Genomic DNA, 13602 nt, shown 5'->3' with positions numbered 1-13602 from the left:
GCTACTAGCCCTTGATGCCATTGGCAATCTGAAACACCAATCGTGCCGCCGTACGCGCCGCGTGATCCTCAATATCGAAATAGGGATTGAACTCGGCCATATCCGCCAGGCACACCTTTTTTGATTCCAGCACGGTATCGAGCAGCGGCTCGAACAGTTCGAACGCCACGCCGCGTCCCGCAGGGGCCGATACCGCTGGCATTACCGCCGCCGGGAGTACATCCAGGTCGATGGTGAGATAGACAAAATCCACCCGGTCGATAAAGTCGGCAATCTGTTTCTGTACCAGCTCGATGCGCCAGGGCACGATTTCCCGGTCGGAAATCACCTGTGCTCCCAACTCTTCTGCGCGGTGGTACAGGGCGGGGGTATTGGCTGTGGCCGCGGCCCCCACACACAGGTAATTGAAGGGTCGCCCATTCAGGTCGCACTGCTCGGCAATCTGGTAAAACGGCGTTCCGGAGGAGCCCTGAGGGGCGGGCAGACGGATATCCAGGTGGGCATCAAAGTTGATGATGCCGAGGGTTTTGTCCCGGTGCTGTTCGCGCATCCAGCGGGCGACGCCCTGATAACTGCCGTAGGCGATCTCATGACCACCGCCGAGTACCATGGGGAAATGTCCGGCACTCATCAGCTCGGTGATCCGGGCGCCGAGCATGGCCTGGCCGGATTCCAGGTCGTCTTTTTCCACCCGCACATTGCCCGCGTCGTACAGTGGAGCGCCAAACGTTTTTGGCAGGTTCGCCAGCGCCAGGCGCAGAATGCGCGGCCCCTTGGCGGCACCAATACGACCTTTGTTGCGGCGCACGCCTTCGTCGGAAGCGAAACCGAGAATCGCGAACCCCGGTGGGCTGTCCAGGTGCAGCGGCACTATATCCTGGTGCCAGCGCTTGCCGGCCTTGCCATCTTCACTGTCGACCCGCCCGCTCCACAGGCGCATATCAGCCAGCTGTAACATGATGCCCCCCAACAAAAATCTCTGCCGGTTTCAGCGCGCCCACTTCGTAGGCAAGCTGGTCCGGGGTTTCCATAGGCCACAGGGCCATATCCGCGCGCAGACCCGCGCGCAGCACGCCGCGGGAACAACAGATACCCAGTGCCCGTGCGGCGGACCGGGTCACCCCAGCGAGCGCTTCCGCCGGGGTGAGACCAAACAGGTTACAACTCATATTCATCATCAGTCTCAGAGAGGCGATGGGACAGCTGCCGGGGTTGAGATCGGTAGAAATTGCCATGGGCACACCGGCAGCACGCAGGGATTCGATGGGCGGCACACGGGTTTCTTTCAGTGTGTAGAAGGCACCGGGCAACAACACCGCGGCGGTGCCGCTTTCGGCCATGGCGGCGACATCTTCGGCGGTGATGTATTCGATATGCTCTACCGAGAGAGCGCCGGCGCGCGCGGCCATTCTGGTGGCGCCGGTGGCGGCGAGCTGCTCTGCGTGGACTTTTACCGGTAGATCGAGTGCCTGTGCTGCCTTGATGACCTTCTCGCACTGTTCGACGGAGAAGGCGATGGTTTCGCAGAACATATCCACGGCATCCGCCAATTGCTCTTTGGCCACGGCGGGCAGGATTTCGTTGCACACCAGGTCGATATAGTCATCGGCGCGGCCGTCGTATTCCGGCGGCAGGGCGTGGGCGGCGAGGCAGGTGGTGAGGATGTTCACCGGGTAGTGCTGGGCGAGGCGGCGGGCGACCCGCAACTGCTTGAGCTCGGTGTCGAGATCGAGACCGTAGCCGGATTTGATTTCGATGGTTGTGACGCCCTCATTCATCAAGGCTTTCAGGCGCGGTTCGGCCTTGCGGTAAAGATCGTCGGCGCTGGCGGCGCGGGTAGCGCGCACGGTGGAGAGGATACCGCCGCCGGCGCGGGCCACTTCTTCATAGCTTTCCCCACCCAGGCGACGGGCAAATTCGCCGGCGCGGTGGCCGCCATATACCAGGTGGGTGTGGCAGTCGATCAGCCCGGGGGTCAGCCACTGCCCTTCCCCATCGATCACCTGATCGGCGGTGCAGTCGGGCAGCTCCCGGCGCGGCCCGATCCAGACAATCTTGTTGCCCGTCACCGCCACCGCGGCATCCTCCACCGCGCCATAGGCGCCGGGCAGGGACGGATCCATGGTGGCCGCGTGGACATTGGTAATCAGCAGATCACAGCGTTCGGTCATAGTCGCTCACTGAATTGGCGTTATTTGTAACGATAGCCCTGTTGGGGGAGTTTGGCGCGGATTCTCACCTGGGCTCGAATTTCGTTTCGTGGCGGCCGGGCACCTTGGCCTCCTGCGGTGGCGGTCAGGCACTGGGGGCGGGGTTTCAGGCGAACAACCACCCACCTATTGACAGCCTCCCACATCAAATCCATAGTTGCCCCACCAACAAACTTGTATATACAAGAATGTACAACCAGGCGGACACTCTACCCGAGCAGGCAAAGACCACACAAGTATGAGCAGTCAGTTATCCACAGACACCGGAAGCCAGCCCCGCTACGCCGCCATCAAGGCGCATATCCGCGCCCAGATCGAATCCGGTGAATGGCCCGCGCACTTCCGTGTGCCCTCGGAAAACCAGCTGGCCCAGGACTTCAACGTCAGCCGTATGACCGCCCGCCGCGCGCTCAGCGAGCTCACCGACGAAGGGGTGCTGATCCGCTCCCAGGGCCTCGGCACCTTCGTCGCCGAACCGGTGCCCGCCGGCTCCCTGCTGGAAGTGCGCAATATCGCCGACGAAGTGGCCGCCCGCGGTCACAGTTATAGCAACCGCATCCTCAAGCTGGAGCAGACCGAAGCCAACACCGAAGTCGCGGTCGCTCTCGGCCTCACCGAGGGCAGTGCTGTCTACCACTCCATCATCGTCCACCTGGACAACGACCTACCGATCCAGTTCGAAGAACGCTATACCAACCCCACACTGGTGCCGGAATACCTGCAGCAGGACTTCCACGCGGCTACACCCAATGAATACCTGACCCGCGTGGCGCCGCTGACAGAGGTGGATACCACGGTAGAAGCAATTGGTGCCGATGAGGCGATTGGCAGAGCGTTGGAAATCGAACCGGGAACGGCGTGTCTGCAGATCTGGCGGCGTACGAAAAGTAGTGCGGGCACGGTGAGTTTTGCGCGGCTGGTGCATCCGGGAAATCGATACCGATTGGGAGCACAACTCAGATTTTAGTAGCTCGTCATGCCGGTACCGGAGCGAGTCCGGCATGACAAAAGTATCCGGCATCCAGATTCGCTGCCAGCTCGGAGGCACTGGATCCCGGATCAAGTCCGGGATGACGAGACTCGAAGGAAAGAAGCACGAATTGAAGGCGGGGTGCCGGGCAAGGGTTTTCAGGAGCGTCGCAAACAGGGACGTTTGCGACGCAGCGTACATGGATGTACTCGCAGCGGTCCTGAAAACCCTTGCCCGGTGCCCCGCCGCCACAGAATTAAATTTAAAACTCCGGACCAAAAGTCCACCGAATTCCGATTCAAAACTACCCACAGAATTTGGAAATAGACGAGGCAACCATGACCGACAAACGTCACGATCCCAGCCGCAAAATTGCCGCACCCACCGGCACCAAGCTGAATGCAAAAAGCTGGCTCACCGAAGCCCCCCTGCGCATGCTGATGAACAACCTGCATCCGGACGTGGCCGAACGGCCGGAAGACCTGGTCGTGTACGGCGGCATCGGCCGCGCCGCGCGGGACTGGGAGTGCTACGACAAAATCGTTGAAGTACTCAAACGCCTGGAAGACGACGAAACCCTGCTGGTGCAATCCGGCAAACCCGTCGGCGTTTTCAAAACCCACGCCGACGCCCCCCGTGTACTTATCGCCAACTCCAACCTCGTCCCCCACTGGGCCAACTGGGAACACTTTAACGAGCTGGATAAAAAAGGCCTGGCAATGTACGGCCAGATGACCGCCGGCTCCTGGATCTACATCGGCTCCCAGGGCATCGTCCAGGGAACCTATGAAACCTTTGCCGCAGTCGCCCGCAAACATTTCGACGGTCAAGCGAAAGGCAAATGGGTACTCACCGGCGGCCTCGGTGGCATGGGCGGTGCTCAGCCCCTGGCCGCCACCATGGCCGGCTTCTGCATGATCGCCGTCGAGTGCGATGAAACCCGCATCGACTTCCGCCTGCGCACCGGCTACCTGGACAAAAAAGCCACCAGCCTCGACGAAGCCCTGGCAATGATCAACGACGCCATGGAAAAAGACGAAGCGATTTCCGTCGGCCTACTGGGCAACGCTGCGGATATTTTCCCGGAAATTGTCGAGCGCAATATCCTGCCGGACTGCGTTACCGACCAGACTTCCGCCCACGACCCGCTGAACGGCTATCTGCCCCGGAGCTGGACAATGGACCAGGCAGCAGAGATGCGTAAACGCGACGAAGCGCTGGTGGTCAAGGAAGCGAAAAAATCCATGGCCGTGCAGGTACAGGCCATGCTTACCCTGCAAGAGCGCGGCGCCGCCACCCTGGATTACGGCAACAACATCCGCCAGATGGCATTTGAAGAAGGGGTGGAAAACGCCTTCGATTTCCCCGGCTTCGTGCCTGCCTACATCCGCCCGCTTTTCTGCGAAGGCGTCGGCCCCTTCCGCTGGGCGGCGCTGTCCGGGAATCCGGAAGACATTTACAAAACCGACGCCAAGGTAAAAGAGCTGATCCCGGACAATCCGCAACTGCACAACTGGCTGGATATGGCCCGCGAGCGTATCCAGTTCCAGGGACTGCCCGCACGTATCTGCTGGGTCGGCCTGAAAGACCGCGCGCGCCTGGCGCTGGCATTTAACGAAATGGTCGCCAACGGCGAGCTGGAGGCCCCGGTAGTCATCGGTCGCGACCACCTCGACTCCGGCTCCGTCGCGAGCCCCAACCGCGAAACCGAATCCATGATGGACGGCAGTGATGCCGTCTCCGACTGGCCGCTGCTGAACGCGCTGCTGAATACTGCCTCAGGCGCCACCTGGGTAAGCCTGCACCACGGCGGCGGCGTGGGTATGGGCTTCAGCCAGCACAGTGGTGTAGTCATCGTGTGTGACGGCACCGATGCGGCGAAAAAACGCATCGAGCGCGTGCTGTGGAACGACCCGGCCACCGGCGTTATGCGCCATGCGGATGCGGGTTATGACATTGCGAAAAACTGCGCGAAAGAGCAGGGTCTGGACCTGCCGATGCTGAAGGACTGATCAAATTTTTAAGTCGTCATGCCGGTACCGGATCTAGTCCGGCATGACAAAAGCATCCGGCATCCAGCATCGGAGCTCCAGAAAACTCCGCTGCCAATTCGCTGGATACCGGCCTTCGCCGGTATGACGGGATAAACCTATTCATTGGTGAAAATCATATGTACCAACTGGAAATCACCCCCGGGCAGCTGAGCCTGGAACAACTGCGCCGCGTCGCCCGCGAGCCGGTAAAACTGACCCTGAACAAAGACGCCCATGGGGCCATCGAAGCCTCCGCGAAAACCGTCGCCGACGTACTGGATCAGGGTCGCACCGTCTACGGCATCAATACCGGGTTCGGCCTCTTGGCCAATACCCGTATCGAAAAGCAAGATCTGGAAACCCTGCAGCGCGCCATCGTGCTGTCTCACGCTGCCGGCACCGGCGACTTTATGAGTGAAGACACCGTGCGCCTGTTGATGGTGCTGAAGATCAACTCTCTGGCCCGCGGCTTTTCCGGAATCCGCCTGGAAGTCATCCAGGCGCTGATCAAGCTGGTCAACGCCGGCGTCTACCCGGCCATTCCGGAAAAAGGCTCCGTGGGCGCCTCCGGCGATCTGGCACCGCTGGCGCATATGAGCGTGGTGCTGCTGGGTGAAGGCGAGTGCTATATCAACGGCGAGCGCAAGGCCGCATCGGAAGGTCTGCGTTTTGCAGAAATGCGCCCACTGGTGCTGGCACCAAAAGAAGGCCTGGCACTGCTGAACGGCACCCAGGCGTCCACCGCCTTTGCCCTGCAGGGACTCTTTTCCGCGGAAGACCTGTTCGCCGGCGCTGTGGTCACCGGTGCGCTGACCCTGGAAGCTGCCAAGGGTTCACGCCGGCCCTTCGACGATCGCATCCATATGGCCCGCGGCCAGCAGGCACAGCGCGATGTGGCCGCGAGCTATCGCGACCTGCTGGGGGACAACAGTGAAATTGGCGCGTCTCATGAGGATTGCGAGAAAGTGCAGGACCCTTACAGCCTTCGCTGTCAGCCCCAGGTAATGGGCGCCTGCCTGCAGCAGATTCGCTTTGCGTCTGAGGTCTTACTGGCGGAAGCCAACGGTGTTTCCGATAACCCGCTCGTGTTTACTGATGGTGAAAACCCGGAAAACTCCGACATTATTTCCGGTGGTAATTTCCACGCGGAACCGGTGGCGATGGTGGCAGACAATCTGGCGTTGGCGATCGCGGAAATCGGCTCCCTGTCCGAGCGCCGCATGGCGCTGCTGATCGACTCGAACCTGTCCGGCCTGCCGCCGTTTCTGGTGGACAACGGCGGGGTGAACTCCGGCTTTATGATCGCACAGGTCACTTCCGCGGCACTGGCGAGTGAGAACAAGACCTTCGCCCATCCGGCGAGCGTGGACTCACTGCCGACCTCCGCCAACCAGGAAGACCATGTGTCCATGGCCACCTTCGCCGGCCGCCGTCTGCGGGATATGGCGGACAACACCTGCGGTATCCTTGCAGTGGAGCTGCTGGCGGCCTGTCAGGGCCTCGACTTCCGCGCGCCGCTGAAGACTACCGAAAAGCTGGAAAGCGCCAAGACCGCCCTGCGCGAGCGCGTGCCCTTCTACGACAAGGACCGCTACTTCGCACCGGATATCGAGGAGGCCAAGCAGTTGCTGGCGAGTGCCTACTATCGCGATTATCTGGCCACTGAAATGCTGCCCAGCAACCAGTAATCGGGTTTTTTCTCCAGGCCGACCTTCTGGCGGAGATGCCTCCGCCAGAATTCAGTCAATGCCCTTTCACGACTTCCACAGGGCCGTGGTCGTCACAGTGATCTCCGTGCACATGGTGCAGACGACCATCTACCAGGTAATCGAAATGATCCCCATGGGGCACCATTTCATGCCCGCAGTTAGGGCCATGGGTGTGATCGGGATCGCAAGCGGGGTTCATCGGCTTGCACGCATCTGGGTTGGTGGCATTCACCTCCAATACATGCTCACTGTTGCTGCCCCCATCCGGGTGGTGCAGGTGACCGTCCTGCAGATAATCGACATGATCGCCGTGTTTGATCGCAGTGTGCCCGCAGTTGGCATTGTGCTTGTGGGACTGGCTGCCAGACTTTTTCACCTTTGACCTCCTTTTGCACCGGGGTAATCAAAAGATATGGCACACAAATGCGAATCGCGCCACCTGACGGCGATCTGTGGCGCGCAGCTCTTCTAATTTACCCCTCGGCTGTTGCGACCTCCCTGGAAGCTCCTTTTCCATACTTCGCCGCGAGCTTCCCGTTCATCTTGCCGGTTGCCGCCCATGCAAGCAGTGCCACCCAGGCAATCCAGGACAGTCCCGCCGGGATATTCGCGAGAAAGATCTTCCCCAGATGCCCACGATTGAAAAAGATCGCGAGAAGGCTGGGTAAAAACCAGATTGCGAAAAAGAAGATGACGAATCCAACAGTCTGGAGCGGATCCATCTGCGCAAGAAGCTCGAGAAAACCGGAAAATTTTTGTTCAAGGTTCGACAACATGATTAATATCTCTTTAATGATTGAAGTTCGTTATTCGCTGATCGATCGATACCTTTTGTAGTACTGCTAGCACCGGTTTACTTACAATTTATTTTCAGTCGCTGCGATATTTTCCTGCTGCCATTCCGCAATCTGCTGCTCACTGCTTTTTATGCGACGCGAGTACCAGAGACTCCAGGCGCCCATGGCCAGCGCAAACACGGCAATCCAGTTGAGGGCAAAGTGTCCATCACCCACAAAAATGGGCTCCAGCCAACCAAAGCCCGACAACCACTGCCAAACCGCGAATATCCCCAGCTCGGCAATAAAAAACAGCCAGGCAAAGCGCAACATACGGCGCTTGCGTACAAGGCGCAGTCGCGCCAAATCCAGATAGCCGCGCACCGATTCTTCCAGTGGCTCCCATATACCGCGGCGATTGGAAACAGAGAAGGCCATTGCCCACGCCAAAAGCAACACTACCAGCAGCGCCCGCCAGGGAGCGTCGCCGACTTCACTATTGAGCATCAGGTAAACCCCACCAACCCCAATCACGATCGACGCAATCCATTCGAGCCAGGCATACAAACGCATGCGCCGCTCCTGCCGGCGGACCTGCACGCGAATGGCCTCGGGCACGGGTACCGCAACCGGGGCCTGCTGCCAAAGATTGGCCAGTTCCTGTAAGCCATCGTCGGCGCCTTGATCAATTGCCGGCTTACCACTCTCTTGCTCACTCATGGATTGATTCACACCGTTTCACTCAATTTTGTATTCAGGCGATCGCGAGCGCGGTTGAGCCGCACCGCCACATTAGATTCACTGATCCCCAGCACCTCAGAGATGTCGCTGTAGCTCAAACCTTCAAAGCGCAGTGTGAGCACCTGTCTCATCCCCAGTGGCAGCTGAGACACCGCGTGCATCAGTCGCTCCGCATCGCGGCTCCGCTCCAATTGCGCCTCGGGCCCCGGGCGCTCATCGGCGACCGTTTCCAGCACGTCACTATCCTCACCGTCGCGGCGACGGGCCAATTGGGTGACGCTGCGGTTGTGGGCGATGCGATAGACGAAGGTGCGCAGACTCGAATCCCCCCGGAACCCGGGTAGCGCCCGCCAGATGGCCAGCCAGATCTCCTGCACCAGGTCTTCTCGCTCGGCCTGATTGCGCACGTAACTGCCCGCGAGGCGGGCAATGCCGCCGCCGCAATCCTCGATCAGTTGCTGGAATAGTTGTTCGCGCGCGTCCAATTTGTGGTTCTTCTTTCCATATCTTTGGGGCCGCCTGAGGCGGGTAGTGCCAGTTACTGTACCCAGAGGCGCCAAAACCTTACATAAAATTTCCGCCGCTTCCGCCGGCGGGGACCCCGCACGAATGAAACCAATGAGAGAGCTTCAGTCACAATTTGGCCCAGATTGACATTTACGTTAACGTAAACGTCAACTAGACTTCGGGCAGATCTGAGGAATCACCCGATATGAGCACTACTACCGCCAATAGCTACAGCATCTCCGAGCTGGCCCAGGAGTTCGGGATTACCACCCGCACCATCCGTTTCTATGAAGACAAGGGGCTGATCAGCCCGGAGCGGCGCGGCCAGACGCGGGTGTACACGCCAGAGGATCGGGTGCGGCTGAAGCTGATTCTGCGCGGCAAGCGCCTGGGCTTCTCGCTGGATGAGAGCCGGGAAATCATCGACATGTACGACCCGACCCACGGCAATGTGGAGCAGCTCAATCGCCTCCTCGACCGCATCGACGCCAAGCGCCAGCAGCTGCGCGAGCAGCAGCGGGATATCGAGAAGATGCTCGCGCAGCTGGACGAGGCGGCAGCCCGCACCCAGGCGGCGCTGAAAGAACACAACAACTGACACTTACTCAAACAATACTCTGACTGATTCACTGCGGAGCAGCCCATGAACACCCCTTACCCAACCCTGAATTTCGACCTCGGTGAAGACATCGATATGCTGCGGGATATGGTCTACAAGTTCTGTCAGGCAGAACTGGCCCCGCGCGCGGCGCAGATCGATGAAGACAATCTGTTCCCCGCCGATATGTGGAAGAAATTCGGTGAACTGGGCCTGCTGGGTATGACGGTGGAAGAGGAATACGGCGGTTCCAATATGGGCTATCTGGCCCATGCGGTGGCGATGGAGGAGATTTCCCGCGCGTCCGCGTCCGTCGGCCTGTCCTACGGCGCCCACTCCAACCTGTGTGTAAACCAGATTCGCAAGAACGGTACGCCGGAGCAGAAGGCGAAGTATCTGCCAAAGCTGTGTTCCGGTGAGCATATCGGTGCGCTGGCGATGAGTGAGCCAAACTCGGGCTCCGATGTGGTGAGCCTGCAGTTGAAGGCGGAGAAGAAGGGTGACCGTTTTGTTCTGAACGGCAACAAGATGTGGATCACCAATGGTCCGGATGCGGACACTTATGTGATCTATGCGCGTACGGAGCCGGGTATCAGTTCCGGGGGTATTACGGCGTTTATTGTGGAGCGCGGTTTCAAAGGTTTCTCGCAGGCGCAGAAGCTGGACAAGCTGGGGATGCGCGGTTCGAACACTTGTGAGCTGGTGTTTGAGGACTGTGAGGTGCCGGAGGAAAATATTCTGGGTCAGCTGAACGGCGGTGTGCGTGTGCTGATGAGCGGTCTGGATTACGAGCGTACGATTCTGTCGGGTGGCCCGGTGGGGATTATGCAGGCATGTATGGATATCGTGGTTCCGTACATTCACGAGCGCAAGCAGTTTGGCAAGGCGATCGGTGAGTTCCAGCTGATGCAGGGCAAGGTTGCGGATATGTATGCGGATCTGAATGCGAGCCGTGCGTATCTGTATTCGGTAGCCAAGGCTTGTGACCGCGGTGAGGATTCGCGCAAGGATTCTGCGGCGGTAATCCTGTTTACTGCGGAGCGTGCGACGCAGATGGCGCTGCAGGCCATTCAGACCCTGGGTGGCAATGGCTACATCAATGAGTACGCGACCGGCCGTCTGCTGCGTGATGCCAAGCTGTATGAGATTGGCGCGGGAACTTCCGAGATCCGCCGCATGCTGATTGGGCGCGAGTTGTTTAACGAGACTCGCTAAGTTCTTTTTATATTTCAGTGGCGGTGCTACCGCTCGTAGGGGTTCGCTGAACACGCCGTGAACCCATCCATGGGGGCTCTTCCGCGACATCCCTGTCGCAGAAGGTCCAGCGAACCCCTACTAGCGGTAGCACCTTCGCATCGAGATTCTGACTACGAATTGGCCTCGTATTTTTTATGAATCAGATTCAGACCAAGATTAATTCCCGCGATCCGGCGTTTGCAGAAAACCGTGAGCAGATGCAGAGCATCGTGGATGACCTGCGGGAAAAGCTGGAAACCATTGCCAAAGGCGGTAGTGAGCGGGCGCGGGAGAAGCATGTATCGCGCGGTAAATTACTGCCCCGCGAGCGTATCGACGCACTGCTGGATCCGGGCAGCCCGTTTCTGGAGTTTTCGCAGCTGGCCGCTTACGACGTTTATGGTGAAGACGTGCCGGCGGCGGGAATTCTGACCGGTATCGGTACTGTTGCCGGTCAGCCCTGTGTGATCGTCGCCAACGATGCGACGGTGAAAGGTGGCACCTATTATCCGCTGACCGTGAAGAAGCACCTGCGTGCGCAGGCGATTGCAGAGCAGAATAACCTTCCCTGTATTTACCTGGTGGATTCCGGTGGTGCCAACCTGCCGCGCCAGGACGATGTGTTCCCGGATCGCGAGCATTTCGGGCGTATCTTCTTTAATCAGGCGAACCTGTCTGCGAAGAATATTCCGCAGATTGCGGTGGTGATGGGTAGCTGTACCGCGGGCGGTGCTTATGTGCCGGCGATGGCGGATGAGTCCATTATGGTGAAGGAGCAGGCGACGATTTTCCTCGCCGGGCCACCGCTGGTAAAAGCAGCGACCGGGGAAGAAGTTTCTGCGGAGGAGCTGGGTGGTGCGGAGGTGCACTGTAAGACTTCCGGGGTATCCGACCACTTTGCCAATAACGATACCCATGCGCTGGAAATTGCGCGCAATTCCGTAGCGCGTCTGAACCGGGTGAAAAATCCGGGGCTGGATGTACAGAAGCCGATCGAGCCGATTTATCCACCGGAAGAAATCTACGGCATTGTGCCGAAAGATTCCCGTCAGCCGTTTGATGTGCGCGAGATTATCGCGCGGGTTGTGGACGGTTCGGAGTTTGATGAATTCAAGGCGATGTACGGTACTACTCTGGTGACCGGCTTTGCGCGGATTCACGGTTACCCGGTGGGCATTGTGGCCAACAACGGCATCCTGTTTGCCGAGAGCGCCCAGAAAGGTGCGCACTTTATTGAGTTGTGTGCCCAGCGCAATATTCCGCTGGTATTCCTGCAGAACATCACCGGTTTTATGGTGGGCAAGCAGTACGAAGCCGGCGGCATTGCCAAGCACGGCGCCAAGATGGTGACCGCGGTGGCTACCGCGAAGGTACCCAAGATCACGATTCTGATTGGCGGTTCTTTCGGTGCCGGCAACTACGGCATGTGCGGCCGCGCCTACGATCCCAACTTCCTGTTTATGTGGCCCAACGCGCGCATTTCGGTGATGGGCGGCGAACAGGCGGCAGGTGTATTGGCGCAGGTAAAGAAAGATCAGATGGCAGCGAAAGGCGAGAACTGGAGCGAGGAAGACATCGCCAAGTTCAAGCAGCCGATTATTGACGACTACGAGCACCAGGGACACCCCTATTACGCCTCCGCGCGACTGTGGGATGACGGTGTCATTGATCCAAAAGATACCCGCCAGGTATTGGGCTTGTGCCTCGCCGCAGCGACGTACAAGGAGCCTGAGGAGACGAAGTTCGGGGTCTTCAGAATGTAATTGCCGCAACGGAGTAGATCACTCCAAGCGAAGGTTCTGGTAGCGTGGCTACTTTGCGGGACCTTCACCGGCATGGATGCCGGTGCAGAGCGTACAGGGATGTATTCACAGCGTGTCCCGCAAAGTAGCCACGCTAGCAGGACCGCCACAGGACCTGCTCCGAAGCCCAGAACCAAGGAACTATTTTGAGCGAGAACACCATGACCGAAAAAATGCTGTGCGAAATCGACAACGAAGGCGTTGCCACGGTTACCCTCAACCGCCCGGAAATCCACAACGCCGTTGACGACGACCTGATTCGCCAGCTGGGCGAAACCTTCGACAACCTCGCCCGCAGTGGCGGAGTGCGTGCACTGATTCTCGCCTCCAACGGCAAAAACTTCTCCGCCGGCGCCGACCTGAACTGGATGAAGCGTATGGCGGATTACACTGAAGAACAAAACCGCACCGACGCCGCCACCCTCGCTGCCATGCTGCACAAACTCGACAACTTCCCCGCTCCCACCATCGCCCGCGTGCAGGGCGCTGCGTTTGGCGGCGCCGTTGGTCTGGTCAGCTGCTGCGACATCGCCGTCGCCGCCGAGCGCGCCAGCTTCTGCCTGAGCGAAGTCAAAATCGGCCTGCTACCGGCAACCATCAGCCCCTACGTCATCAACGCCATCGGCACCCGCCAGGCGCGTCGCTACTTTGTGACTGCCGAGCGCTTCTCCGCAGAACGCGCGAAAGAAATCGGCTTGGTTTCCGAAGTCGTGCAGGAAGCCGAACTGGACCTGACGGTACAGAAACTGGTGAACAGCATTACCGACAACGGCCCCAACGCTGTGACCATGGCCAAACAACTGGCCATGTCCATGTCCAACCGAGTCGTCAATGACGAGCTGCAGGGGCAGACCAGTGCGTTGATTGCTGCCGTCCGTGTGTCGCCGGAAGGACAGGAAGGGTTGAGTGCGTTTCTGGAGAAGCGTGCGCCCAGTTGGATGAATTCGAGCGAGGATTAAGCCTCGCAGTCTGGATCCCGGATCAAGTCCGGGATGACGATGCTCAAAGTGACACTGCAAT

13 protein-coding genes are annotated in these 13602 nt (G+C 59.2%); 7 read left to right on the top strand and 6 right to left on the bottom strand.

The window, feature by feature from the left end; genetic code table 11:
* Nucleotides 1–4: 4 nt before the first annotated feature.
* Together hutG and hutI are read right to left on the bottom strand one after the other, a co-directional pair.
* Complete coding sequence (gene hutG, locus LRR79_RS04645; protein WP_231759242.1) at nucleotides 5–958, bottom strand: formimidoylglutamase; 954 nt, start codon at nucleotides 956–958, stop codon at nucleotides 5–7.
* Entirely contained in the window at nucleotides 942–2171 is a 1230-nt protein-coding gene (gene hutI, locus LRR79_RS04640; RefSeq protein WP_231759241.1) for an imidazolonepropionase, read from the bottom strand. Before hutI ends, hutG begins: the two co-directional genes overlap by 17 nt.
* A gap of 277 nt (nucleotides 2172–2448) precedes the next feature.
* Between hutI and hutC the strand changes: the two genes are divergently transcribed.
* From hutC to hutH, 3 genes are all read left to right on the top strand, one after another.
* Nucleotides 2449–3177: a histidine utilization repressor gene (gene hutC, locus LRR79_RS04635; protein ID WP_231759240.1), complete on the top strand. Its 729-nt coding sequence runs from the start codon at nucleotides 2449–2451 to the stop codon at nucleotides 3175–3177.
* A 341-nt stretch (nucleotides 3178–3518) separates the two neighbouring features.
* On the top strand, nucleotides 3519–5192 hold the full coding sequence (hutU, locus tag LRR79_RS04630) for a urocanate hydratase (protein WP_231759239.1): 1674 nt from the start codon (nucleotides 3519–3521) through the stop codon (nucleotides 5190–5192).
* 158 nt (nucleotides 5193–5350) lie between these two features.
* Nucleotides 5351–6901 (top strand): histidine ammonia-lyase, encoded by a 1551-nt coding sequence (hutH, locus tag LRR79_RS04625; protein ID WP_231759238.1) that lies wholly within the window; start codon nucleotides 5351–5353, stop codon nucleotides 6899–6901.
* Nucleotides 6902–6956: 55 nt separating this feature from the next.
* Here hutH and LRR79_RS04620 read toward each other — a convergent pair whose 3' ends face one another.
* The 4 genes from LRR79_RS04620 to LRR79_RS04605 form a co-directional block, all read right to left on the bottom strand.
* Nucleotides 6957–7298, bottom strand: coding sequence for a hypothetical protein (locus tag LRR79_RS04620; RefSeq protein WP_231759237.1), 342 nt, complete (start codon nucleotides 7296–7298; stop codon nucleotides 6957–6959).
* A 97-nt stretch (nucleotides 7299–7395) separates the two neighbouring features.
* Nucleotides 7396–7698, bottom strand: coding sequence for a superinfection immunity protein (locus tag LRR79_RS04615; RefSeq protein WP_231759236.1), 303 nt, complete (start codon nucleotides 7696–7698; stop codon nucleotides 7396–7398).
* 81 nt (nucleotides 7699–7779) lie between these two features.
* A complete protein-coding gene (locus tag LRR79_RS04610) occupies nucleotides 7780–8418 on the bottom strand; it encodes a DUF2116 family Zn-ribbon domain-containing protein (protein ID WP_231759235.1) in 639 nt (212 codons plus the stop codon).
* An 8-nt stretch (nucleotides 8419–8426) separates the two neighbouring features.
* Nucleotides 8427–8924 (bottom strand): RNA polymerase sigma factor, encoded by a 498-nt coding sequence (locus LRR79_RS04605; protein ID WP_231759234.1) that lies wholly within the window; start codon nucleotides 8922–8924, stop codon nucleotides 8427–8429.
* A gap of 227 nt (nucleotides 8925–9151) precedes the next feature.
* On the opposite strand from LRR79_RS04605, the gene LRR79_RS04600 reads away from it, so the two are divergent.
* From LRR79_RS04600 to LRR79_RS04585, 4 genes are all read left to right on the top strand, one after another.
* Nucleotides 9152–9544, top strand: a complete 393-nt coding sequence (locus LRR79_RS04600) for a MerR family transcriptional regulator (protein ID WP_231759233.1) — start codon at nucleotides 9152–9154, stop codon at nucleotides 9542–9544.
* A 45-nt stretch (nucleotides 9545–9589) separates the two neighbouring features.
* Nucleotides 9590–10759, top strand: coding sequence for an isovaleryl-CoA dehydrogenase (locus LRR79_RS04595; protein ID WP_231759232.1), 1170 nt, complete (start codon nucleotides 9590–9592; stop codon nucleotides 10757–10759).
* Nucleotides 10760–10935: 176 nt separating this feature from the next.
* A complete protein-coding gene (locus tag LRR79_RS04590; protein WP_231759231.1) occupies nucleotides 10936–12543 on the top strand; it encodes a carboxyl transferase domain-containing protein in 1608 nt (535 codons plus the stop codon).
* Nucleotides 12544–12743: 200 nt separating this feature from the next.
* Entirely contained in the window at nucleotides 12744–13541 is a 798-nt protein-coding gene (locus LRR79_RS04585) for an enoyl-CoA hydratase/isomerase family protein (RefSeq protein ID WP_231759975.1), read from the top strand.
* Nucleotides 13542–13602: the final 61 nt, after the last annotated feature.

It is taken from the genome of Microbulbifer elongatus, assembly GCF_021165935.1.
In the GTDB taxonomy this organism is placed as follows: Bacteria; Pseudomonadota; Gammaproteobacteria; order Pseudomonadales; family Cellvibrionaceae; genus Microbulbifer; species Microbulbifer elongatus.
Note: the sequence above shows the minus strand (reverse complement) of the source record. Positions and strands in the feature narration are given on the sequence as shown.